22 protein-coding genes, 1 tRNA gene and 1 pseudogene are annotated in these 21,743 nt (G+C 59.9%); 12 read left to right on the forward strand and 12 right to left on the reverse strand.

Translation table 11 applies throughout. From position 1 onward, the window contains the following. Positions 1-7: 7 nt before the first annotated feature. The 8 genes from BEN47_RS02695 (at position 8) to lepB (BEN47_RS23005) (ending at position 5,609) form a co-directional block, all read left to right on the forward strand. Complete coding sequence (locus tag BEN47_RS02695) at positions 8-814, forward strand: ParA family protein (protein WP_070724801.1); 807 nt, start codon at positions 8-10, stop codon at positions 812-814. Between the two features lie 167 nt (positions 815-981). Then, positions 982-1,215, forward strand: a complete 234-nt coding sequence (locus tag BEN47_RS02700; protein WP_070724804.1) for a DUF433 domain-containing protein — start codon at positions 982-984, stop codon at positions 1,213-1,215. Continuing rightward, positions 1,212-1,547, forward strand: a complete 336-nt coding sequence (locus tag BEN47_RS02705) for a DUF5615 family PIN-like protein (RefSeq protein WP_070724805.1) — start codon at positions 1,212-1,214, stop codon at positions 1,545-1,547. The genes BEN47_RS02700 and BEN47_RS02705 overlap by 4 nt, the downstream gene beginning before the upstream one ends. Positions 1,548-1,643: 96 nt before the next feature. Beyond that, the gene (locus BEN47_RS02710; protein ID WP_083322049.1) at positions 1,644-2,630 is read left to right on the forward strand and encodes a ParB/RepB/Spo0J family partition protein; all 987 of its coding nucleotides are present in this window, start codon (positions 1,644-1,646) and stop codon (positions 2,628-2,630) included. A gap of 171 nt (positions 2,631-2,801) precedes the next feature. Next, on the forward strand, positions 2,802-3,548 hold the full coding sequence (locus tag BEN47_RS02715) for a DUF5683 domain-containing protein (protein WP_070724807.1): 747 nt from the start codon (positions 2,802-2,804) through the stop codon (positions 3,546-3,548). A 101-nt stretch (positions 3,549-3,649) separates the two neighbouring features. Beyond that, complete coding sequence (gene dapB / locus BEN47_RS02720; protein WP_070724809.1) at positions 3,650-4,369, forward strand: 4-hydroxy-tetrahydrodipicolinate reductase; 720 nt, start codon at positions 3,650-3,652, stop codon at positions 4,367-4,369. 93 nt (positions 4,370-4,462) lie between these two features. Beyond that, the gene (gene lepB, locus BEN47_RS02725; RefSeq protein WP_083322050.1) at positions 4,463-5,260 is read left to right on the forward strand and encodes a signal peptidase I; all 798 of its coding nucleotides are present in this window, start codon (positions 4,463-4,465) and stop codon (positions 5,258-5,260) included. 79 nt (positions 5,261-5,339) lie between these two features. Next, positions 5,340-5,609, forward strand: a complete 270-nt coding sequence (gene lepB, locus BEN47_RS23005) for a signal peptidase I (RefSeq protein ID WP_438830493.1) — start codon at positions 5,340-5,342, stop codon at positions 5,607-5,609. A gap of 8 nt (positions 5,610-5,617) precedes the next feature. Here lepB (BEN47_RS23005) and BEN47_RS02730 read toward each other — a convergent pair whose 3' ends face one another. Next, the gene (locus tag BEN47_RS02730; RefSeq protein ID WP_070724811.1) at positions 5,618-6,280 is read right to left on the reverse strand and encodes a uracil-DNA glycosylase; all 663 of its coding nucleotides are present in this window, start codon (positions 6,278-6,280) and stop codon (positions 5,618-5,620) included. A 117-nt stretch (positions 6,281-6,397) separates the two neighbouring features. Here BEN47_RS02730 and apaG point away from each other — a divergent pair, with 117 nt between their 5' ends. Then, complete coding sequence (apaG, locus tag BEN47_RS02735) at positions 6,398-6,784, forward strand: Co2+/Mg2+ efflux facilitator ApaG/CorD (RefSeq protein ID WP_070724814.1); 387 nt, start codon at positions 6,398-6,400, stop codon at positions 6,782-6,784. A 99-nt stretch (positions 6,785-6,883) separates the two neighbouring features. Further along, entirely contained in the window at positions 6,884-7,663 is a 780-nt protein-coding gene (locus BEN47_RS02740) for an O-methyltransferase (RefSeq protein WP_070724815.1), read from the forward strand. A gap of 20 nt (positions 7,664-7,683) precedes the next feature. Here BEN47_RS02740 and kdsA read toward each other — a convergent pair whose 3' ends face one another. Together kdsA and BEN47_RS02750 are read right to left on the reverse strand one after the other, a co-directional pair. Beyond that, positions 7,684-8,541 carry a 3-deoxy-8-phosphooctulonate synthase gene (kdsA, locus tag BEN47_RS02745; protein ID WP_070724819.1) on the reverse strand — a complete coding sequence of 286 codons (858 nt, stop codon included), beginning with the start codon at positions 8,539-8,541 and terminating at the stop codon, positions 7,684-7,686. Positions 8,542-8,548: 7 nt separating this feature from the next. Beyond that, positions 8,549-9,157, reverse strand: coding sequence for a methyltransferase domain-containing protein (locus BEN47_RS02750; RefSeq protein ID WP_070724821.1), 609 nt, complete (start codon positions 9,155-9,157; stop codon positions 8,549-8,551). A 126-nt stretch (positions 9,158-9,283) separates the two neighbouring features. On the opposite strand from BEN47_RS02750, the gene BEN47_RS02755 reads away from it, so the two are divergent. Further along, positions 9,284-10,234: a DUF8428 domain-containing protein gene (locus BEN47_RS02755; RefSeq protein WP_070724823.1), complete on the forward strand. Its 951-nt coding sequence runs from the start codon at positions 9,284-9,286 to the stop codon at positions 10,232-10,234. Between the two features lie 120 nt (positions 10,235-10,354). On the opposite strand, the gene cphA is transcribed toward BEN47_RS02755, so the two are convergent. The 3 genes and pseudogenes from cphA to rpsA all read right to left on the reverse strand — a co-directional run. Further along, complete coding sequence (gene cphA / locus BEN47_RS02760) at positions 10,355-12,994, reverse strand: cyanophycin synthetase (RefSeq protein ID WP_070724825.1); 2,640 nt, start codon at positions 12,992-12,994, stop codon at positions 10,355-10,357. A 157-nt stretch (positions 12,995-13,151) separates the two neighbouring features. Beyond that, positions 13,152-13,222 (reverse strand) — tRNA-Cys (locus BEN47_RS02765). Positions 13,223-13,832: 610 nt separating this feature from the next. Beyond that, positions 13,833-15,638: pseudogene (gene rpsA / locus BEN47_RS02770) on the reverse strand (30S ribosomal protein S1); the annotation flags it as partial. 384 nt (positions 15,639-16,022) lie between these two features. Here rpsA and BEN47_RS02775 point away from each other — a divergent pair. Then, entirely contained in the window at positions 16,023-16,859 is an 837-nt protein-coding gene (locus tag BEN47_RS02775; protein ID WP_070724827.1) for an alpha/beta fold hydrolase, read from the forward strand. A gap of 101 nt (positions 16,860-16,960) precedes the next feature. Here BEN47_RS02775 and BEN47_RS02780 read toward each other — a convergent pair whose 3' ends face one another. From BEN47_RS02780 to tsaD, 6 genes are all read right to left on the reverse strand, one after another. Continuing rightward, on the reverse strand, positions 16,961-18,028 hold the full coding sequence (locus tag BEN47_RS02780) for a fatty acid desaturase family protein (protein WP_070724830.1): 1,068 nt from the start codon (positions 18,026-18,028) through the stop codon (positions 16,961-16,963). A 60-nt stretch (positions 18,029-18,088) separates the two neighbouring features. After that, positions 18,089-18,583 (reverse strand): HNH endonuclease, encoded by a 495-nt coding sequence (locus BEN47_RS02785; RefSeq protein ID WP_070724832.1) that lies wholly within the window; start codon positions 18,581-18,583, stop codon positions 18,089-18,091. A 175-nt stretch (positions 18,584-18,758) separates the two neighbouring features. Continuing rightward, positions 18,759-19,550: a C40 family peptidase gene (locus BEN47_RS02790; RefSeq protein WP_070724834.1), complete on the reverse strand. Its 792-nt coding sequence runs from the start codon at positions 19,548-19,550 to the stop codon at positions 18,759-18,761. Positions 19,551-19,636: 86 nt separating this feature from the next. Next, entirely contained in the window at positions 19,637-20,095 is a 459-nt protein-coding gene (gene smpB / locus BEN47_RS02795; protein ID WP_070724836.1) for an SsrA-binding protein SmpB, read from the reverse strand. Between the two features lie 34 nt (positions 20,096-20,129). Beyond that, a complete protein-coding gene (locus BEN47_RS02800; protein ID WP_070724930.1) occupies positions 20,130-20,570 on the reverse strand; it encodes a thioesterase family protein in 441 nt (146 codons plus the stop codon). Positions 20,571-20,674: 104 nt separating this feature from the next. Further along, positions 20,675-21,688, reverse strand: coding sequence for a tRNA (adenosine(37)-N6)-threonylcarbamoyltransferase complex transferase subunit TsaD (gene tsaD / locus BEN47_RS02805; protein ID WP_070724839.1), 1,014 nt, complete (start codon positions 21,686-21,688; stop codon positions 20,675-20,677). Between the last annotated feature and the right edge of the window lie 55 nt (positions 21,689-21,743).

The raw sequence follows: 21,743 nt of genomic DNA on the forward strand, positions 1-21,743 counted from the left end.
GAGACTCATGGGAAAAATCATCGCGGTAGCCAATCAAAAAGGCGGGGTGGGCAAAACCACTACCTCCATCAACCTCGCGGCTTCCCTGGCCGCGCTGGACTACCGGACCCTGCTCGTCGACGCCGACCCCCAGGCCAACGCCACGTCCGGCGTGGGCTACGACCCCAAGGACATCCAGAACAGCATCTACGAGTGCATGGTGGACGGCATCAACGCCCAGGACATCATCCTGCCCACCAACATCCTGCCCCACCTCGACCTCATGCCCTCCCACATCGACTTGGTGGGCGCCGAGGTGGAGATGATAAACCTGCCCAACCGCGAGGAGAAAATGAAGGAGGCCCTGCGCCCCCTCGCCGAGCAGTACGACTTCATCATCATCGACTGTTCCCCGTCGCTGGGCCTCATCACGGTCAACGCCCTCACGGCCGCGCACTCGGTCATCATCCCCGTGCAGTGCGAGTATTTCGCCCTCGAAGGCCTGGGCAAGCTCCTGAACACCATCAAAATCATTCAGAGCCGCCTCAACACCAACCTCGAAATCGAAGGCATCCTGCTCACGATGTACGACGTGCGTCTGCGCCTCTCCAACCAGGTGGTGGAAGAAGTGCGCATGCACTTCCAGCAGTTGGCGTTCGACACCATCATCCCCCGCAACGTAAAGCTGAGCGAGTCGCCCAGCTTCGGCATCCCCGTCATCCTGCACGACGCGGAGAGCAAAGGCTCCATCAGCTACCTGAATCTGGCCCGCGAAATCGTGGAGAAAAACAGCGTGGAAGCCACCGAGGAAACAGCGGAGGACGAGCGGATTTAGCCAAGATTATATGCTCTTTCGGAGTTGTACTCCGAAAGCCCGCTTGCCGGGGACTTACAGTCCCCACGCATTGCCAATGCACCTAGCGCCGCTGAGTTTAACTCAGCCAAGGAGCCAATTTCGGAGTACAACTCCGAAACAGCGGCAGGTCGTAACTTGCTTTTCTAATGCACACCTCTCCCAACCACCCGCACATTGGCAGCGACCCGGAAATTCGGTTTGGGCGGGCCTGCCTTATCGGTACGCGCATCAGCGTGGACGATGTGCTGGGCTGGCTGGGTAATGGTATGAGCAATGCCGACATTATCGAGGATTTTCCGGAGCTGGATGAGCAGCTGATTCGGGCCTGCCTGCGCTACGCGGCCGACCGCCAGCGTCACACTCGCATCGTAGCCCGGTGAAGTTGCTGATTGACCAGAACCTGTCGCATCGACTGGTCAAGCCGTTGCAGGAACAATTTCCGGGCACAGAGCAGGTTCGCCGCTTGGGCCTCACCGACCGCCGCGACACGACGATTTGGGAGCATGCCCGCCAGCACAATTTCGTTATCCTGACCCAGGACGAGGATTTTTTCGACCTCAGTGCCCTGCGTGGTGCTCCGCCGAAGGTGATTTTACTACGCACCGGAAACTTGCCCAGCGTCGAGGTCCTTGAACTGTTGCGTAGCCACTTGCTGATGATTTACACGCTGCTGGCTCCGGAAAGCGAGGTTAACTGCCTTGAACTGACCTAGTGGTATCCCCCAAACTTTCCGGCTTGCCCTTCGGCCAACAATCCGTAATTTTGACATCCGTTGCCGCATGCCTTTTATGGGCCCGGCCGATGAACTATGGCTTTAGAGAGAAACGAAGAGAAACTGCAAGCCGCCCTGGCCGCCGCCGCGTCGGTGAAACGCAAGAGTGGCCTGGGCCGGGGCCTCAACGCCCTTATTGAGGGCAGCTACGACAAGAAAGGCGAGCGGCCCGGCTCCAGCGACCGGCTCGTGTCGCACCCCGTGAACTCGGTGGGCTTCATTTCCGTCGAGCACATCGAGGCCAACCCCTACCAGCCCCGCACCCACTTTGATAAGGAAGCCCTGCAAGAGCTGGCCAACAGCATCAAAATTCAGGGCATCATTCAGCCCGTGACGCTGCGTCAGCTCGGCACCAATTCCTACCAGCTGATTTCGGGCGAGCGGCGCCTGCAGGCGTCCAAGCTAGCCGGTCTGGAGACCATTCCGGCCTACATCCGCAAGGCCGACGACCAGCAAATGCTGGAAATGGCCTTGATTGAGAACATTCAGCGCGAAAACCTGAATGCCATCGAAATCGCCCTCAGCTACCAGCGCCTGCTGAGCGAGTGCAACCTGCGCCAGGAAGAGCTGGGCGACCGGGTGGGCAAAAACCGCAGCACCGTCACCAACTACCTGCGCCTGCTCAAGCTCCCGCCCGACGTGCAGATTGGCCTGCGCGACGCCGAAATCAGCATGGGCCACGCCCGCGCCCTCATTGGCATCGACGACCCCAAGGCGCAGGTAGAGCTTTTCCGCAAGATTGTGGCCGAGGAGTTGTCCGTGCGCCGGGTGGAGGAACTGGTGCGCGGCGGCTACGGCCGGCCGGCGGCCGCCAACGGCACGGCGGACAACGGCACCCCCGCCGCCCCCACCCAGCCCGTGGTACCTGCCGCCGAGCTGCGCCGCACCGAGCGCCACCTCACCGACCGGTTTGGCTCGCGCGTGCAGGTACGCCCCGGCCCCAAGGGCAGCGGCGAAATTAAAATCGCCTTCGATTCGGTGGAGGACATGCAGCGCATCCTGCACATCCTGCATCCCTCCTGATAATTGCCGCCAGGCGGTTCACCCTGTGGAGCTTGCGGAAACATTTTGTCGCGCTACCCGGCAGCTGCCCGGCGCCGCAAGATGCTTTCGCAGGCTCCGCACGGTATTCTTTCAAGATGCATCTGCTGGCTAACGCGCTAAATAGTGGCATTCCCCGTTAGCAGCTTTGGTATGAAAAATTCGCATTCTCACATCGCGGCCCTTGTGGTTTTGCTCGGCTTGCTGTTCACGGGCTTGGCTGGACGCGCCCAGGTTTTGGGGACGCCATTTCCCGGCACGCCAACTTCCGCCACCATCCGGCCCGATACCGCTGAAACCCGCGAAGTGGTGGTGACGCCCGAAGCCAAGCGGCTCAAAGCCGCCGCCGATTCGGCCAAGCGCACGGAGCGAATGTTCCGGGCTTTCGGCTACGAAGGCATTCGCCTGACGCGGCCCGCCAAAGCCGCTCTGCTTTCCGCCGTGCTGCCCGGCGCGGGCCAGATTTACAACCGCCGCTGGTGGAAGCTGCCACTGGTGTACGGGGCGCTGGGTGGGACGATTTACGGCGAAATATTCTACCAAAGCCGATACCGGCAGTACGCCGACGCCAGCAATCTGCTCAAGCGAGAGGCATCGATACCAGGAGGCATGAGGCCCCAAGACGAGATGCTGAATTTTCCCGTTCGACAAGAGCGCAGCATTGATGCAATCGACAACGGCGTGGTATTTTACCGCGGCTACCGCGACATTTTCTACCTCTACATTGGCATTGCCTACGGCCTGCAGATAGTGGATGCGCTGGTGGATGCCCACCTGAAAAACTTCGACGTGAGCGAGGACTTGAGCTTGCATTGGGAGCCCACCCTGCTGGCGGTGCCCGGCCAGGCCTCGATGCTGCCCACCGCGCCCGGCGTCATGTTTGCACTCCGGGTAAAATAGCTGGCTGGGCGCTTCCAGGGCCGCAAGGCACGGCAGCCGAATCCACGCCCTCACTTTTGCCGAATATCCGCCGTTAGCGTACCGAACACTTATCTCCCTGCATGAAAATTCTACTCATTGGCTACGGAAAAATGGGCCAGACCATTGCCGCCCTGGCAGCTCAGCAAGGGCACGAAATTGCCGGCATTGTGGACCGGCATGCCACCCAACTCAACATTACTGACTTTACCCCGGCTACCGTGGACGTGGCCATCGAATTCACGCACCCCGACTCAGCCTTGGCCAACATCACGGCGTGCCTGCGGCAGGGCATTCCGGTGGTGTGCGGCTCTACCGGCTGGCTGCACCACTTCGACGAAGCCCAAGCCCTCACCCAGGAGCTGGGCGGTAGCCTGTTCTACGCCTCCAACTACAGCGTGGGCGTGAACCTGTTCTTCCACTTCAACGAGTACATGGCCGCCAAAATGCACCAATTTGGCGGCTATGACGTGGCCGTGCGCGAAATTCACCACACGCACAAAATCGACCAGCCCAGCGGTACCGCCCTCACCACGGCCGAAGGCATTATCCGGCACTTCCCCGGCAAAACCAGCTGGCGCAACGCGCCCGCCGAAGCCACCACCGAGCTGGCCGTCATCAGCGAGCGCAGCGGCGAAGTAGTGGGCACGCACATCGTGCGCTACACCTCTGCCGTTGATACGCTGGAGCTGAAGCACGAAGCCCACAGCCGCGAGGGGTTTGCGTTGGGCGCCCTGCTGGCTGCCAAGTGGCTGCCCGGCCGGGTGGGCGTGTTTGGAATGAAAGAGCTGCTGGATTTGTAATTGCCCGAATTGTAGCCGCAGCCGGCGCGCCCGCCGGGTTCCTGCTGCGTTTCTTTGCCCGATATTTATTGCCAAGCCAAGCTTGCTCCCCTCATGTCCCTGCTGAAAACCAACCGCCCCGCCGCTTCCCAAGCGCCCAAAACGAAAACCCGCGAGTGGGCCGATTCGCTGATTTTTGCCATTGTGGCGGCTACGCTCATTCGCTGGGCCACTTTTGAGGCCTACACCATCCCGTCGCCTAGCATGGAAAACTCCCTGCTGGTGGGCGACTACCTGTTTGTGAGCAAGCTGCACTACGGCCCCATCACGCCCCAAACCCCGCTGCAAGTCCCGCTCACGCACCAAACGGTGTGGGGCACGGCCCTCAAAAGCTACTCCGAGCTGATTCAGCTGCCCACCTACCGGCTGCCGGGCTTCTCCGAAATCAAGCGCAACGACGTGGTGGTGTTTCACGTGCCGCACGAGTCGCAATACCCCGCCGACCTGCGCACCAACTACATTAAGCGCTGCGTGGCCGTGGCCGGCGATACCCTCGAAATCCGCGAAGGCCAGGTGTACCTCAACGGCAAGCCCGGCGAAACCCCTCCCGGCCTCGAAACCACCTATTTCATGCAGGTGGACAGCCCCAACGATGAAGTGCTGGCCGCCCTGCGCGCCCAAGGCGTGGTGGATTACGACCAGCCCGGCGGCAGCCCCCAGGCCGTGCCCGGTCCCGACGGCAAGCTCGGCTACGCCATCAGCTGCACGGTGGCCGCGGCTGACTACTTCCGCAAGCAGTCTTACGTAAAGAGCATGACGGTTATTCAGCCGCCCGTGCTGCTGTTCCCCGACGTGGCTGACTTCCGCAACTCCGGCGCCCTGAGCGCCACCCGCGCGGTGGTCGCTGGATAACTACGGCCCGCTGCCCATTCCCAAAAAAGGCCAGACCATTGCCCTCACGCCGGGCAATGCCGCCATCTACTTCAAAATTGTGGCCCGCTACGAGCACAACCTGGGCGTAACCTGGAAGGACGGCATGATTTACCAGAACGGGAAGATGCTCACCAGCTACACCATCAAGCAGAACTACTACATGATGATGGGCGACAACCGCCACAACTCCGAAGACTCGCGCTTCTGGGGCTTCGTGCCCGAAGACCACGTGGTGGGCAAGGCCGTGCTCATCTGGCTGTCCGTGGACCCCAACGCCGGCTTCTGGAACAAAATCCGGTGGAACCGCCTGTTTGATATCATTCACTAAATCGCTGATTACCATGTTATCGGCGCCAAGCCCTTGCTCTCCAGCCAGGTATTGGTTTTGCTGAAAGGCTTGCTGCCGAAGAAGCCCTTGTCGGCGGCAAAAGGCGATGGATGAACAGACTTGATGATTAAGTGCTTGCGCTCGTCAATTAACTCTGATTTTTTGCCGGCGTAAGCGCCCCACAGAATGAATACTACGTGCTCCCGGCTTTCGGAAACTTTCCGGATAACGGCGTCGGTGAATTCCTCCCAGCCTTTTTTCTGGTGGGAGGCGGGCTCGCTGGCGCGCACGGTGAGGGTGGCGTTGAGCAGCAGCACGCCCTGCTGGGCCCAGCGGTCAAGGTTGCCGTTGGGAGCGGGCGGCGTACCGGGCAGGTCGGCCTGCAGCTCTTTGAATATATTTTGCAGCGAGGGCGGTGTGCGCTGCCCGTCCTGCACCGAAAACGAGAGGCCGTGGGCCTGGTTGCGTCCGTGGTAGGGGTCTTGGCCCAGAATAACCACTTTCACGTTATTAAACGGCGTGGCGTCGAAAGCATGGAAAATATGAGCACCGGCGGGGTAAACGGTGGCCGTGGCGTATTCGCCTTTTACAAAAGCAATTAGCTTCTGGAAATAGGGCTTTTCAAATTCATTGGCCAACACGGGCCGCCAGCTCTCGGCTATCTTTACCATCGAAAAAAATTAAGAAAATAAGCGGGCCTTTTGCGGCATTAAACCGTAACTTTTGCGTAAAACCAATTCTGTCGGGCCACTGTTACGTCCGCAGCTACTCCTAAGCGACGAATCCTTATGCCCACCACCACTACGCAAGGCGTCACTGTTTCGGTTACGACCAACTACCTGCCCGACTACTCCAGCCCCGGCCAGGAGCATTTTGTGTTTGCCTATAAAATTGATATTCGCAACGACAGCGAGTTCACCGTGAAGCTGCTGCGCCGCCACTGGCACATCCACGACGCCAACGGCGTGGTGCGCGAAGTGGAGGGCGAAGGCGTGGTGGGCCGCCAGCCCGTGCTGGAGCCCGGCGAGGCCCACCAGTACGTGAGCGGCTGCAACCTGAAGTCGGGCGTGGGCAAAATGCGCGGCACCTACCTCATGGAGCGGCTGGCCAACGGTCAGAATTTCTCGGTGGAAATCCCGGAGTTCACCCTCATGGTGCCGTACCGGCTGAACTAAGCATTATTTGTCAGTTGCTCGTTGCCGGTTGTTAGTTTGTAGCGCAGTTGTCCTTTTGCCCAATTTTTGACAACCGACAACCAGCAACTACCAACTGATTTGCTTCAACTTCTCGCCTACCTCCGCTTCTGGCTTCGTTCGGGCAATGCCCACGGGCTGCACTCGCCGTTCGTTTTTGGCCTTTACACGTCCGTGGTGCGGCACACGGGCCGGTACGGCGCCTACGAGGCCCTGGAGGCCCGGCGGCAGGAGCTGCTGGCTAGCCCCACCACCATCAGCGTAACAGATTTCGGCGCGGGCTCTCATACGGACGCGGGCGCTCAGCGTGGCGTGGCGGCCATTGCCCGCACTGCCGCCAAACCGCCGCACTTGGCGCAGCTGCTGTTTCGGCTAGTCAATTATTTCCGGCCGGCGACCATTCTGGAATTAGGCACCTCGCTGGGCCTGACCACCGCGTACCTAGCGGCGGCCGATTCGCGCAGCCGCGTGGTTACGCTCGAAGGCTGCCCCAACGTGGCTGCCGTGGCCCGCGAAACGTTTTCCAGGCTGCACCTGGGCAACGTCGAAGTAGTTGAGGGCAACATCGACGACACGCTGGCTCCTACCCTCTCGGCCCTAACGGCGCCGCTGGACTTCGCGTTCTTCGACGGCAACCACCGCTACGAGCCCACGCTGCGCTACTTCGAGCAGTGTCTGGCGCACCGCCGCGATGAGTCCGTTTTCGTCTTCGACGACATTCATTGGTCCGCCGACATGGAGCGGGCCTGGGAAGTCATCAAAGCCCACTCCGACGTCACGATTACCGTGGACCTGTTTTATATCGGCCTGGTTTTCTTCCGCACGGGCCAGCCCAAGCAGCATTTTTCGCTGCGGGTGTGAGTGTAGCGCTTGCTTCAGCCCTATGGCAGCTGGTTCAACTCCACGTCGCCCCGTTCCTGAATGGCTTGGCGCACCCGCGTCAGCTTCACGAGCAGCGCTTCGAGCTGGTCGAGCGGCAGCATGTTGGCGCCGTCCGATAGGGCGGTGGCGGGCGTGGGGTGAGTTTCGATGAACAGGCCGTCGGCCCCCACGGCAATAGCCGCCTTGGCGATGGTTTCGATGAGGGCAGGCTGGCCGCCGGTTACGCCGCTGCTTTGGTTGGGGCGCTGCAGGGAGTGCGTCACGTCCATCACCACGGGCACCTGGAACTCGCGCATGGCGGGCAGGTTGCGGAAATCCACGACTAAATCGGAATAGCCAAACGAGTTGCCGCGCTCGGTGAGGATGACGTGCTGGTTGCCCGACTGCCGAATCTTGTCCACGGCCCATTGCATGGCTTCCCCATTCAGGAACTGGCCTTTCTTCACGTTCACCACTTTGCCGGTCTGGGCGGCGGCGATGAGCAAGTCGGTCTGCCGGCACAGGAAGGCCGGGATTTGCAGCACATCCACGTACTCCGCGGCCAGGGCGGCCTCGCTCGATTCGTGAATGTCCGTGACGGTGGGAACGCCAATTTCCCGCCCTACTTTTTGCAGGATGCGCAGCGCCGTTTCGTCGCCGATGCCCGTGAAGGAATCGAGCCGCGACCGGTTGGCTTTGCGGTAAGACCCCTTGAAGATGAAGGGAATCTGCAGCTTATCCGTCATGTGCTTGATGCGCTCGGCAATGCGCAGGGCCATGTCTTCGCCTTCGATGACGCAGGGCCCGGCCATGAGGAAAAACTGGCCGGAATTGGTGTGGCGAAAATGCGGGAGAGTATTGGCGAGGGCTTGAAGCATGGGCGAATTATTTCTTTTTCAAACAGATAAACAACTCCCGTCCCTGCCGGGGCCGGAGCGAATTGGTCGCGGTTTCAAAATGCTGAAAATCGAAATACGGCGCGAAGTAGGCGCGGTATTCCGCTTTGCTCCCCCCAAAGGGCGGCTCCTGCACCAGACCAAAATCGGTATCGAACAGCAGCCCCATGAGGGTGCCGCCGGGCCGCAGCAGCGCTGCGCATTGCTTGGCGTAGGCGGGGCGCAGGGAGGGGTTAAGCGCACAAAAAAACGTCTGCTCCACAATCAAATCGTAGGGCTGTGCGTTGGGCAGAGCAAAGAAATCGGCCAGCAAGAGGTGCTGTTTAGGAAACGCCGGCACGCGGGCGGCCAGGTCGGCCAGGGGTTCCGGGGCCAGGTCGGCCACGAAAACATATTCAAACCCCAACTGCTGCAAGTACTCGGCTTCGTAGGCCCGGCCAGCCCCCGGAATCAGGATGCGGGGCTGCTGGCTAACGTCCAATTGGTCGAAATAGGCACGCAGCGGCGGGGTAATGCCATGGGCATCCCAACCATCGCGCCCCGCCACGTAACGCTCTCGCCAGTAGGCCGCATCGAAGTCTGAAAAAACCGGTTTCATTTCCTCCAAGTATAGATAAAACTTGCCAGGGCACGGAAGTCCCCTATTTTTACGCCCAAAGGTAAGCGCCGTAATGCGGCAGGCACCCTACATTTTTTACGCTTTTTCTTGCTTAACAATCCCCGCATGGACCCAAACGAAAATCCCGAACCCCGCTCCAATAACAGCAAAGTCCTTTTGTGGGTAGCCCTGGTAGCCGTATTGCTTGGCATCAACGGCGTCCTGTTTTACCTCAACCAACAGAAAGGGCAGAAGAACGAGGAACTGACCACCGAAGTCAAAGCCAAGGACAGCAAGCTGGAAGAGCAAATCAAGCAGTACGAAGCCCTGAAGGCTGATTTCGAGCGCCAAAGCCAGGAATTACAAGGCCTGGGCCTGAGCAACGACTCGCTGGTGGCCAAGATTGCGACCGTTAATGCCGACCTGCTCAAGCTGCGCTCGTTCAAAGCGGGCAGCTTCTCCATTGCCCAGCAAAACCTCTTCAAGCAGCGCGCCGTGAACCTGGAGGGCCAGCTCCGCAAAAAGGACGACGACATTGCCCAGCTCAAGAAGGACAACGAAACGCTTTACACCGAAACCACCACCCTCAAGGAGCGCCAAAACAAGCTGTCCGACACCATCAGCACCATTGCCCGCACCAACCAAGAGCTTTCCGAAAAGGTAAGCGTGGCCTCGCGCCTGCAGTCCGAGAATATCAAGGTGGCCATCATCACTTCCAAAAACAAGGAGCAGGACGACGACCAGGACGAGTTCAAGGCCCGGCGCGTCGAGAAAGTGAAGGTGACGTTTAACCTGTCCCGCAACGACGTGTCGCCGAAGGAAACCAAGGCCATTTACATGCGTATTTTGGAGCCCGACGGCGCCGCACTCTATAACTTGAGCACGGGCGGCGGCACCTTCACCGTGGACGGCCAGGAGGCTTTCTACACCCAAAAGCAGGACGTGGTGTACGACAACTCCAAGCAGAATCTTGACTTCGTATACGCCAAAGGCGCCGAATACAAGAAAGGCCTACACACCGTGGAGCTGTACGAAAGCGGCCAGCTGATGGGCAAAACCACTTTCACGCTGAAGTAACAAAGGATTTGCAACGGTTCGCAGCCCGCTGCGCCGTTACGGATTTCAGCCCCCAACAAAAGAGAGCCCGCTTCGTGATGAAGCGGGCTCTCTTTTGTTGGGGGCTGGTTCGCGTTGTGGCTATTCGATAGCTACGTTGGTTTCGTATTTGTCGAGCTTGGCCAGCACTGCCGCAATATTCTCGGTAAAGAGCGTGATGACGGCACCTTCCGGGGCGGTTTCGAGCACGTAGTCGATGGCGTCCATTTCCTTTTCGATGTAGGTAATGGGCAAATCCGGCTTGTCGAGGCGCAGGCCGCGCTCCATCAGGGCTTTGATTTCCTCGGCGGTTTTGCCGCGCAGGTCGCGGTCCTGCCGCAGCACTACTTCATCAAATATTCGCCCGGCAATGCGGGAGAAGCCCAACGTGTCCTCGTCGCGGCGGTCGCCCAGGCCCGATACCACCCCTATTTTACGGGTGGCTGGCGTGGCGTCCATAAATGCCCCGAATTTCAGAATACCGGCCGTGTTGTGGGCATAGTCCACGATGACTTCGTATTTCGGAAACTTGTACACATTCATGCGGCCCGGCGTTTTTGCCCCTGACGGTACAAACGTGCGGAAGGCCGTCTTGATGTCGTCGCGGTCGAAACCGGCCAAGTAACCGGCCAGCGCCGCTGCCAGGCTGTTCTCAATGTTAAAGCCAGCCCGGCCACCAAACGTGATGGGAAATTCGGCCGCCCGGTCGATGCGCAGCTTGTAGCTGTTCTTGTAGATGGTGATGTAGCCCTCCTCGTACACGGCGGCCACGCCGCCGGCCTCCACGTGCTCGATGATGCGCGGGTTGTTCTCGTCCATGCTAAAGAGCGCCACGCGGCAGTCCACGGTGCGGGCCATGGCGTAAACCAGGTCGTCGTCGGCGTTGAGCACGGCCCAGCCATTTTTGCGCACCGTGCGCGGCAGCACGCCTTTCACGGCCGCCATTTCTTCCACGGTGTTGATGTCGCGCATGCCCAGGTGGTCGGCCGCCACGTTGGTTACCACCGCAATATCGCAGTTATGGAAGCCCAGACCAGAGCGCAGCATGCCGCCGCGCGCGGTTTCGAGCACAGCAAAATTCACAGTGGGGTCCTTGAGCACGAACTCGGCGCTTTGGCCGCCGGTGCAGTCGCCGGTTTGCAGCTGCACGCCCTGAATGTAGATGCCGTCGGTGGTCGTGAAGCCTACTTTGTAGCCCTTGCTGGCCACCAGGTGCGCAATGAGGCGCGTGGTGGTGGTTTTGCCGTTGGTACCGGTGATGGCTATAATGGGAATGCGGGCGGGCTTGCCGGGAGGAAACAGCATGTCGACCACCGGCGCGGCCACGTTGCGCGGCAGGCCTTCAGCGGGCGCAATGTGCATGCGGAAACCCGGCGCGGCGTTCACCTCAATCACGGCGCCGCGGCTCTCGTTGAGGGGCACGGCAATGTCCGTGGCCATCAGGTCGATGCCACAGATGTCGAGGCCCACAATGCCGGCCACCCGCTCAGCCAGCAGCACGTTGTAAGGGTGCATCAGGTCGGTTACGTCGGTAGCGGTACCGCCGGTGCTGATGTTGGCCGTGCTTTTCAAGTACAGCGTTTCGTCGGCGGGCAGCACCGATTCCAGCGTGAGCTCCTTGCTGGTCAGAATGTCCAGCGTGTGCTTGTCGGCTTTGATGGCGGTCAGCACTTTTTCGTGGCCCACCCCGCGCCGCGGGTCCTTGTTTACCGCGTCAATCAGCTGCTGAATGGTGCTGCTGCCGTCGCCGGTCACGGCGGCCGGGGTGCGTTTGGCGGCGGCAATCAGCTTGCCGTTCACCACCAGCAGCCGGAAGTCAAACCCTTCAATAAACTGCTCCACAATCACGGCCCGCGAGTAGACCTGCGCGGCTTTCAGGCCCTCGGCCGCATCATTCCAGTTCGTGATGTGGATGGTGGCGCCCTTGCCGTGGTTGCCGTTGAGCGGCTTGGTCACGATAGGGAAGCCCAACTCGTCGATGGCGTCGCGTAGGCCGTCCTCCGAGTACACGGTGGTGCCGCGCGGCACGGGCACGCCCGCGTCCTTGAGCATGTCCTTGGTGCGGTTTTTATTGCCGGCCACTTCCACGCCGGCGTGCGACGTGTAACTGGTAGTGGTGGCCCAAATGCGTTTCTGGTTGACGCCGTAGCCCAGCTGGATAATGTTGCTGTGTTTGAGGGCGATGTAGGGAATGTTGCGCGAAGCCGCTTCTGCCACAATGCTGTAGGTGCTGGGGCCAATGAATTCATCCTCGCGGATTTCGTGCAGCTCATCAATGATGGGCTTAAGGTCAACTTTCTCCCCTTTGTAGCAAGTTTCTACAATTTCCACGGCCGTTTCAATGGCCCGGCGCCCGGCCCGTTCCTCCTGGTACGTAAACACCACGTAGTCTACCCCTTCTTCCTGGGCAGGATACGACTTGCCCCAGTACACGGGCATGCCGGCCAGGCGCTGCAGCTCCAGGGCAATGTGGTAAATGACGTGGCCCAGCGGCTCGCCGTCGTTCAGTTGGTCCAAATCAAGCGGGGGGCGCTTGGCCGACTGCTTGCCGCCGCTCATGCCGTTGGGCTGCGGCTGCCCGATGTTGGGAAACAGCTGCATCAGCCGCCCGCCCAGCTCCGGCACCGTATTCGACCATTTCCCCGCAAACTCCTCCAAATCAACTTTAGCAACAATGAGCTTGGTGTGCTTCACAGACCAATAGCTGGGGCCGCGCATGGTGCGCAGGTCAATAATCTTCATATTTTAAAAACAGGCTTTTGGAATCCCCTACGTAGGAAACGTTGCCTTGGCTGCTCAATTTAGGCATAAGGCCGGTAAAACCCGCGAATCATTGCTTGAGCTTAAAAAAAAGCCCCGTTTACCAATTGGCAAACGGGGCTTTTTTAAAAAAAAACAGAGGTGACGGGCGGATTCGAACCGCCGTAGGAGGTTTTGCAGACCTCTACCTAGCCACTCGGTCACGTCACCAATAGTGGTCTTTTGGGAGCGCAAAGGTAAGCAGCCGGTTCGGGGTAGGCAAGGCAAAGGCACAAAAAAAGCCCCGGCGTTGCGGCCGGGGCTCTTTTCTACTCACAACCAAGCACTAGGCTTTGGTTTCGTCGTCCTTTTTGTCGGCGTCGTCGCCAGCAACTAGGCCTTTGGCTTTGTCAACTAGGTCACCGGCTACTTCCGAAGCTTTGGTGAAAGCTTCCGAGTGGGTCACGGCATCCACAGCGTCCGAGGCAGCGTGCTTCACTTTGTCGAAGGTCTCGCTGTGCGAAACGGCTTCGGCAGCGTCAGCGGCTACTTCTTTCACTTTATCGAAAGCAGCAGCAGCGGCACCGGCGATACCAGCGAGCAAGCCACCTTCGGCCTCAGCAGCGGGAGCGTCAGCCTTAGCAACTTTCTCCTTAGAAACCTTGGCAGCAGGGGCGTCAGCGGCGGGAGCCGTGCCTTCGATGGTAGCAGCAGCCTTGGCAGCAGCTTTAGGCGTGGCAGCACCGTCCTCCAGCGCCTGGGCGTTGTCGGGGCCAGCAGCCGGAACATCGGCGGGCTTGGTAGCGGCAGCAGCTTTCAACTTCTGCTCACCAGCCTTGCGCTCGTTGCCCATCATCTGGTCGCGCAGGGCGCTCAGGGCGTCGAGGTCGCCCAAAGTCGACTTCTCTTCGGTCTTCTTCAGGTCGCTGATTTTGCCTTCGCCCTGGGGCTCGCCCGCTTTGGTGTTGGTCTTCTTCTTGAACTTGGCGTTGCGGCTGTCGTCCTCAGCAGCGGCTTCTTTGTTGAAGATGGCCGTGTGCGAGAGTACAATGCGACGGTCGTCCTTCGAGAATTCCGTTACGCGGAAGTCCAGCGCTTCGCCGTTTTCGGCGTTGCTGCCGTCCTCTTTCACCAACGACTTGGGGTAAGCGAAGCCCTCGATGCCGTAAGGCAACTCGAGAACAGCGCCACGCTCCGACTTCTCGGTGATGGTAGCACGGTGGACCGAGCCGGGAGTGAACACCGACTGGAACGTATCCCAGGGGTTTTCTTCCAGCTGCTTGTGGCCCAGGGCCAGGCGACGGGCGCCCAGGTCCAGCTCCAATACTACTACGTCCAGCTTATCGCCCACCTTCACCATTTCCGATGGGTGCTTGATTTTCTTGGTCCACGACAGGTCCGAAACGTGCACGAGGCCGTCCACACCCTCTTCCAGCTCAACGAACAGGCCGAAGTTGGTCAGGTTGCGCACGAGGCCGCTATGCTTGCTGCCCACGGCGTACTTGTCGCCGAAGTCGCCACGCGTCCAGGGGTCTTCGGTCAATTGTTTGATGCCGAGGCTCATTTTGCGGTCTTCGCGGTCAAGCGTCAGAATCTGCGCTTCCACCACGTCGCCCTGCTTGATGAAGTCCTGCGGGTTGCGCAGGTGCTGGCTCCAGCTCATCTCCGAAACGTGGATGAGGCCTTCTACGCCCGGTACCACTTCCATGAAAGCGCCGTAGTCGGCCACGTTCACGATGCGGCCCGATACTTTGGAGCCCGGCTGCAGGTCGGCCGGCAGCGAATCCCACGGGTGGGGAGTCAGCTGCTTCAGGCCCAGCGAAATACGCTTCTTGGCCTCGTCGAAGTCCAGAACCACGATGTTCAGCTTCTGGTCCAACTGGAGTACTTCGCTCGGGTGAGCGATGCGGCCCCACGAAATGTCCGTGATGTGCAGCAGACCGTCGACACCGCCGAGGTCGATGAACACGCCGAAGTTGGTCATGTTCTTGATGTTGCCTTCCAAAATCTGGCCTTTCTCCAGGTTGTTCAGGATAGCCTCACGCTGCTTCTCGAGGTCTTTCTCGATGAGTACTTTGTGCGAAACCACGACGTTGTCGAAAGCGGAGTTGATTTTCACCACTTTTACTTCCATGCGACGGCCCACATAAATGTCGAAGTCACGGATGGGCTTTACGTCAATTTGCGAGCCCGGCAGGAAGGCTTCCACGCCGTCGAGCTCCATGATGAGGCCGCCTTTGGTGCGACGCTTCACCACACCTTCGAGGATGGTATCCAACTCGAGGGCATCGTAAATAGCCTTCCAGGCTTGCTTGATTTTAGCTTTCTTGCGGCTCAGGATGAGCTGGCCGTTGGCATCTTCCTGGTCTTCGATGAACACCTCCACCTCGTCGCCGATTTTCAAATCGGGCAGGTCGCGGAATTCAGTAATCGACACCAGACCATCGGATTTGAAGCCGATGTTCAGGATTACGTCGCGGTCGGTGATGCCAACCACGGTGCCCTTCACTACTTCTTCTTCCTGGACAGTCGTCAGCGTGTCGCCGTACATCTGCTCCATCTCGGCGCGCTGGTCGGCCGAGTAGTTACCGCCGAAGCCGGTAGCTCCTACGTTGTCCCAATCAAAATCGTCATTCAAATCTGCCATAAATAGCTGTTGGGCACCGCTTGGATAAACGTAGCGGCCGATGCCCGGGCCCTTACGCGGTTCTTATTGAACACCTTGCCGTTGTGCAGCAAAGCCCGCCACCCTGGCAGGGCCGCAAAGGTACGGGGTTTGGGGCGGTTTTGCTAACGGCCCAATCGTTAACTCTTGCCGCCCATCCAGCCAGCTTCATCCGACCAAAATGCTCCCGCAGTTGGGCGCTAGCGGACCGTGCGGAATCCTTTACTGCGGAAGGGATTGGCTTCTTCTCCCAAAGGGGCCTTCCCGCTGGTGCCGCACGCCACAATCTTGACTGCGCCCTAGACAACTTCCCTCACCCTCATGCAGTAAAGCGAAGGAGTTAATTCACAAAGAACTCCTTTTCTCATGGCCTACATCAAAGCTGGCAACGACACGGCCGGGCATCCGGTGCAAATTTTCTACGAAGACTGGGGGCAGGGCAACCCGGTGGTGCTCATTCACGGCTGGCCGCTCGACCATACCATGTGGGAGCACCAAGCCATTGGGCTGGCCAAAGGCGGCTTGCGCGTCATTGCTTATGACCGGCGCGGTTTCGGCCGCTCCTCGCGCCCCTGGACGGGCTACGACTACGACACCTTGGCCGCCGACCTCAACGCCCTGCTCGAAGAGCTTGACCTGAACAACGTGACGCTGGTGGGCTTCTCGATGGGCGGCGGCGAAATAGCCCGCTACCTCGGCACCTACGGCGACGCCCGCATTGCCCGCGTGGCATTTGTGAGCGCCGTGACTCCCTTCATGCTCAAGACCGACAACAACCCCGAGGGCGTGCCGCAATCGGTATTCGACCAAATGGCCGACGGCATGAAGAAAGACCGGTTCGATTTCCTGCAAACCTTCGCCAAGAGCTTCTACGGCGTGGGCATGATAAGCCACCCCGTGAGCCAGGCCGTGCTGGACTGGAACTTCACGGTGACTTCACTGGCCGCGCCGAATGCCACCCGCGACTGCGCCACGGCCTTTGCCAGCACCGACTTCCGCGCCGACTTGCAGGGCATCAAGGTGCCCACGCTGGTTATTCACGGCGATGCCGACGCAACGGTGCCCTTTGAGGCCAGCGGTGAGCGCACGGCCAAGATGATTCCGGGCGCAGAACTGAAGGTGTATAAGGGTTCGCCGCACGGTTTGTTCTTCACTGACAAAGACCAGTTGACAACGGATTTGCTGGCTTTTGTGGGAAGGTAACAATAGCCGTTATGCAACTGTCATGCTCATCTGACGTTCTTGCTACAACAAAAAGCCCCAACGCAGCTGCGTTGGGGCTTTTTGTTGTAGCTTCTGGCTCTTTAAGCGGCACGGCCCATCTGGCGCAGAAAGCCGACGTGGGAGGCAATGGCCGAGCGGGTGCGGGCGTAGTTGTTATACTTCACATCGAACTCATCGCACACCTGCTGCACAATCTTGCTGATGGCGGGGTAGTGTACGTGCGAGATTTTGGGGAACAGGTGGTGCTCAATCTGAAAATTGAGCCCACCTACCAACCAGCTGATTACCTTGTTGTCGGTAGCAAAGTTGGCGGTGGTGCGCACCTGGTGGATGGCCCACTCGTCTTCCAGCTTGCCAGTCATTTCGTGAGGAATGGGGAAAGCGGCGTCCTCCACGGTGTGGGCCAGCTGGAACACCATGCTCAGCACCAAGCCGGCAATGGACGTGCTCAGCAGGAAACCGGCGAGCCACGGCAGGAAACCAACCATGTAGATGGGCAGGGCAATGTACAGCACCATGTTCAGGGCCTTGAAGCCCCAGAAGCTCACGTGTTCGCCGGTGTTCATGGGCTTCAGGCCGATGGCGCCGATTTGACGGGTGAAGTACTTCTGATAGTCCATGGCAAACACCCAGGACAGGTAGAGCAGGCAATACAATACCCAGAAATAGACGTGCTGGTAGCGGTGCAGGGCGTGCTTGGGCTGCTCGGGCGTCATGCGCATCCAAGGGCGGATGTCGATGTCGTCGTCGTGGCCTGCGATGTTGGTGTAGGTGTGGTGGATAAGGTTGTGCTTGGAGTTCCACATGTAGGGGCTGCCGCCGAGCACGCCCAAGGTGTAGGCAGCCAGCTTGTTCACCCAGGAATAGCGCGAGAAGCTGCCGTGGGCACCGTCGTGCATCACGTTGAAGCCGATGGCGGCGATAACGCAGCCGGCAAGGACGCATTCGAGCAGGGCCCAGGCGGTGGGCGGGGTGAAGAACACCAGATGCACGTACAGGCCAATCAGGGCACTCACCAGCAGCACAGCTTTGACAATCAGACTGGTATCACCCGTCATGCGTCGGCCCGACTCCTCAAAATATTGGTTGATGCGAGTTTTAAGCTCGGTATGAAAGGAGCGAGTAGCTGCGAATTTGGGTAAGGCCATGGGCGGGATTTTTGAAAGTGGGCTGCAAAGTTACCCCGCTCCAACCCCTCATGGTCCAACTTAGTTTAAATACGCGTGCCAGTTCTGGTCGATGGTGCCGGCCGAGAGCTTTAGGAATCCGGCCAGCGTGGGTTTCTTCGGCGGCTGCCGGATGGTGAGGCCGGCCTCGTTGGGCGTGTGGTGGCCCTTGGCGTGGTTGCAGCGGGCGCAGGCAGTGAGCAGGTTAGTCCAGCTCGACTCGCCGCCGCGGGAGCGCGGCACGACGTGGTCGAGGGTCAGGTTTTTGGTTGAACCGCAGTACTGGCACTCGAAATGGTCGCGCTTGAAAATATTGTGGCGGCTCAGGGCAATGCCCTTGTAGGGCACGCGCACGTAACGCTGCAGCCGGATGATGCTTGGCTTGGGGTAGGCGTGGGAAATGGTGCGCAACACGCCGTGCTCCGATTTGGCTACCATTTCCGCTTTATCGAGAAAAAGGAGTACAAACGCCTTTTGCACGCTACACAGGGTGATGGCGGTATAGTCGCCATTCAGCACTAATACTTTTTGGTCCATACACGCTTGGGACTCGGATAACCCGCCGAAATCTAGCAGTTTCCGAGCGTATAAACAAGCGCTGTGGGGTTAAGTTCAGCGGTTGGGTTGAATGATGCACGCCCGTTTGTAGCACATGCTTTAGCTTGTGCCGGAACCGCGCAACAACGCACAAGCTAAAGCTTATGCTACAAGTCTACTCCGGCAGCAACCGCTTGAGCAGGCGTAGCTTGTGTGAGTACCGCTGCCGGTCGCGGTTGTAGATGCCATTATGGTCGAGCGGGTCGAGGCGCACTTCGCCGTGGGCGTGCAGGATTTGGCCTTCGCCCATTACCATGCCCACGTGCACGATGCGGCCTTCGGCGTTGTCGAAGAAGGCGAGGTCGCCGGGCTGGGCCTGGGCCACGAAATGCACGGGGCGGCCGTGGTCAATCTGCTGGCGGGCGTCGCGCGGGAGCTGGATGCCCACCAGCCCGTAGAGCTGCTGGCAGAGGCCGGAGCAGTCGAGGCCAAAGATGCTTTTGCCGCCCCACACGTAAGGCGCTTTCAGGTACATGAGGGCCGTTTTGCGCAACAGCGCCGCCTGGCGGGTGAAGTCGGGTGCGGCGGCGGGGTTGGTGGCCGTGCCGTTGAAAAAGTAGCTGCGCTCGCCCACGCGCACGTTCATGCCGTCGAAAAACGGCAGGCGGCAGCCCAGCGTGAGGGGAATTTTGGTGGTGGCGTCGCTCACGGCCTGCACCACGTCGAGGGCGCGGGGGTGGTCCTGGGCGCACCAAGCGGCGTAGTATTCAGTCGAGACGGGCGTGTGCTGCTTTGCATCAATCCACCCCACGTAGTCGTCGGCGGCCAGCTGCACCTGGAGCCAGCTCTCCTGGGTCACCAGAATCTGGTAGCACTCGCCAAACAGGAGTTGGGTAACGAGTTCAGCCCGGTCGTTGGGCTCGGCGCGGACGGGGACAGCGCTCAGGGCGCAGATACCGGGATTCAATGGGTGAATAGGTAAATGAGTGAATGAGTGTGTGCAAAGAACGTCATGCTGCGCTGCGCGCTGCATGACGTTCTTTATTTGCCATTTTACATCCGTTCCATGTCGCGCTTCTGGGCTTTCTCTTTGAGGTCGTTGCGTTTGTCGAACAGCTTTTTGCCCTGGGCGAGGGCAATTTCGATTTTGGCGAAGCCGCGGTCCGTCACGAACAAGCGCAGCGGGATGATGGTGAGGCCCTGGTCCACGCTTTTGCCGGCCAGCTGCTTGAGCTCGCGCTTGTTGAGCAGGAGCTTGCGCTCGCGCATGGCGTCGTGGTTATTGTAAGTACCCAAGGAATAGGGAGCGATGCGGATGGAGTGAATCCAGAGGCTGCCGTCGGTGTGGAACAGGCAGTAGCCGTCGGTCAGGTTCACGTTGCCTTCGCGGATGCTTTTGATTTCGGTGCCTTGCAACATCACGCCCGCGTCGTACTTGGCCAGAAAGGTGTATTCGTGGCTGGCGCGGCGGTTTTTGATGTTGATGATGATAGGTTTATCGTCTTTGGCCATGCTTGATTTGTTGTCAGTTGCTCGTTGTCCGTTATCAGGCCAGCGGCGCGGGGGGGTGAGGTGGGGCGGCTTCGGCTTGCAGCGCGGCGAAACGGGCCGCCAGGCGGGCCCGCGACACGATGCGCTGGCCGGTGTGGCCGGTGGCCACAAGGCGCGGTCCCACCCGGGCTTCTACGGCACAGCGCAAATTTGCGCCATCGAGGGCGTCAAAGGTAGCCGTCAGGACGAGGGTTTCGCCGGCAAAGGCGGGCGCGTGGTGCCGAATGGTCAGCTCCGTGCCGATGCCCTCTTCGTCGGCCGCTTTCATTTCCAACACAAAGAGCCGGGCGGCCCATTCCATTTCGCGGCCCAAGGCAAAGGTGCTGAGTACGGAATGGACAAGCCCGCCGGCGCCGGGCCCAAATCCGGCAAAGTCCTCGGGCTGCACAGCGTAGTGGTGCGTTTTGGTGGCGCCGGGCAGGAAGGGGTTGGTCATTTTTTTGAGCATCAAGCTGTCAGCTTCAAGCCTCAAGCTTTTGTTCGATAATTCTATAACCAGCAAAGGCTTGAGGCTAACAGCCTGGGGTTTAATGATTGCGGCTACTGCAGCTTGAGGCGCGGGTCGGGGCTGGTGAGCTGGGTGGCAAAATCGCCGGCTTCGTACTGAAAATGCGCGGTCATGGCCACCATCGCGGCGTTATCGGTGCAAAAGGCGAAGTCTGGGATGAACACTTCCCAGCCCTGGGCCACAGCTTCGGCTTGCAGGGCGGTGCGCAGGCCGGAGTTGGCGGCCACGCCGCCGGCCAGGGCCACTTGCGTCAGGCCCGTGTCGGCGGCGGCGCGGCGGAGCTGGCGCAGCAGCGTGGCCACAATGGTGTGCTGAATGCTGGCGCAGAGGTCGGCCAGGTTTTCGGCCACGAAATTGGGGTTGGCGGCGGTTTCTTTTTTCAGGAAATACAGCACCGCTGTTTTGAGCCCGCTGAAGGAGAAGTCGTAACCCGGCATGGCGCCCACGGGGAAGGCAAACCGCGTGGGGTTGCCGGCGCGGGCCAGCTTGTCGAGGTGCGGGCCGCCGGGGTACGGCAGGCCCAGCAGCTTGGCGGTTTTGTCGAACGCCTCGCCGGCGGCGTCGTCAATAGTTTGGCCCAGAATTTCCATTTCCAGCGCCGACTTCACCACCACCAGCTGGGTGTGGCCACCGCTCACCGTGAGGCACAGAAAAGGAAAGTTGGGCTTGGGGTCGCGCAGAAAGTGCGCCAGGATGTGGGCGCGCATGTGGTTCACGGCCAGCAGCGGCTTGCCGAGCGCCAGGGCTAGGGTCTTGGCAAACATCCCTCCTACTAATAAGGAGCCGAGCAGGCCGGGGCCCTGGGTCACGGCCACGGCGTCGAGGTCGGCGGTGGTGATGCCAGCTTCCCGCAGCGCGGCCGTAACCACGGGCAGCAGGTGCTGCTGGTGGGCGCGGGAGGCCAGCTCGGGCACCACGCCGCCGTATTGCTCGTGTACTTTTTGGGTGGCCACCACGTTGCTCAGCAGCTGGCCCCCGGCCAGCACGGCCGCACCGGTGTCGTCGCAGGAAGATTCGATGGCCAGAATGATGGGGTGAGCGGGCATTGGGCGTGGTGCTTTATTAGGGAAAGCCAAAAAGGACTTCGGCGGGCCGCTTTTC

Source organism: Hymenobacter lapidarius (genome assembly GCF_001816145.1).
GTDB classification, from domain to species: Bacteria; Bacteroidota; Bacteroidia; order Cytophagales; family Hymenobacteraceae; genus Hymenobacter; species Hymenobacter lapidarius.

Bases quoted from the DNA above. Each gene is read 5' to 3' on its own strand.
- BEN47_RS02695 (WP_070724801.1), top strand. From the start codon at position 8: ATGGGAAAAATCATCGCGGTAGCCAATCAAAAAGGCGGGGTGGGCAAA.
- BEN47_RS02700 (WP_070724804.1), top strand. From the start codon at position 982: ATGCACACCTCTCCCAACCACCCGCACATTGGCAGCGACCCGGAAATT.
- BEN47_RS02710 (WP_083322049.1), top strand. From the start codon at position 1,644: ATGGCTTTAGAGAGAAACGAAGAGAAACTGCAAGCCGCCCTGGCCGCC.
- BEN47_RS02715 (WP_070724807.1), top strand. From the start codon at position 2,802: ATGAAAAATTCGCATTCTCACATCGCGGCCCTTGTGGTTTTGCTCGGC.
- dapB (WP_070724809.1), top strand. From the start codon at position 3,650: ATGAAAATTCTACTCATTGGCTACGGAAAAATGGGCCAGACCATTGCC.
- lepB (WP_083322050.1), top strand. From the start codon at position 4,463: ATGTCCCTGCTGAAAACCAACCGCCCCGCCGCTTCCCAAGCGCCCAAA.
- BEN47_RS02730 (WP_070724811.1), bottom strand. From the start codon at position 6,280: ATGGTAAAGATAGCCGAGAGCTGGCGGCCCGTGTTGGCCAATGAATTT.
- apaG (WP_070724814.1), top strand. From the start codon at position 6,398: ATGCCCACCACCACTACGCAAGGCGTCACTGTTTCGGTTACGACCAAC.
- kdsA (WP_070724819.1), bottom strand. From the start codon at position 8,541: ATGCTTCAAGCCCTCGCCAATACTCTCCCGCATTTTCGCCACACCAAT.
- BEN47_RS02750 (WP_070724821.1), bottom strand. From the start codon at position 9,157: ATGAAACCGGTTTTTTCAGACTTCGATGCGGCCTACTGGCGAGAGCGT.
- BEN47_RS02755 (WP_070724823.1), top strand. From the start codon at position 9,284: ATGGACCCAAACGAAAATCCCGAACCCCGCTCCAATAACAGCAAAGTC.
- cphA (WP_070724825.1), bottom strand. From the start codon at position 12,994: ATGAAGATTATTGACCTGCGCACCATGCGCGGCCCCAGCTATTGGTCT.
- BEN47_RS02775 (WP_070724827.1), top strand. From the start codon at position 16,023: ATGGCCTACATCAAAGCTGGCAACGACACGGCCGGGCATCCGGTGCAA.
- BEN47_RS02780 (WP_070724830.1), bottom strand. From the start codon at position 18,028: ATGGCCTTACCCAAATTCGCAGCTACTCGCTCCTTTCATACCGAGCTT.
- BEN47_RS02785 (WP_070724832.1), bottom strand. From the start codon at position 18,583: ATGGACCAAAAAGTATTAGTGCTGAATGGCGACTATACCGCCATCACC.
- smpB (WP_070724836.1), bottom strand. From the start codon at position 20,095: ATGGCCAAAGACGATAAACCTATCATCATCAACATCAAAAACCGCCGC.
- BEN47_RS02800 (WP_070724930.1), bottom strand. From the start codon at position 20,570: ATGACCAACCCCTTCCTGCCCGGCGCCACCAAAACGCACCACTACGCT.
- tsaD (WP_070724839.1), bottom strand. From the start codon at position 21,688: ATGCCCGCTCACCCCATCATTCTGGCCATCGAATCTTCCTGCGACGAC.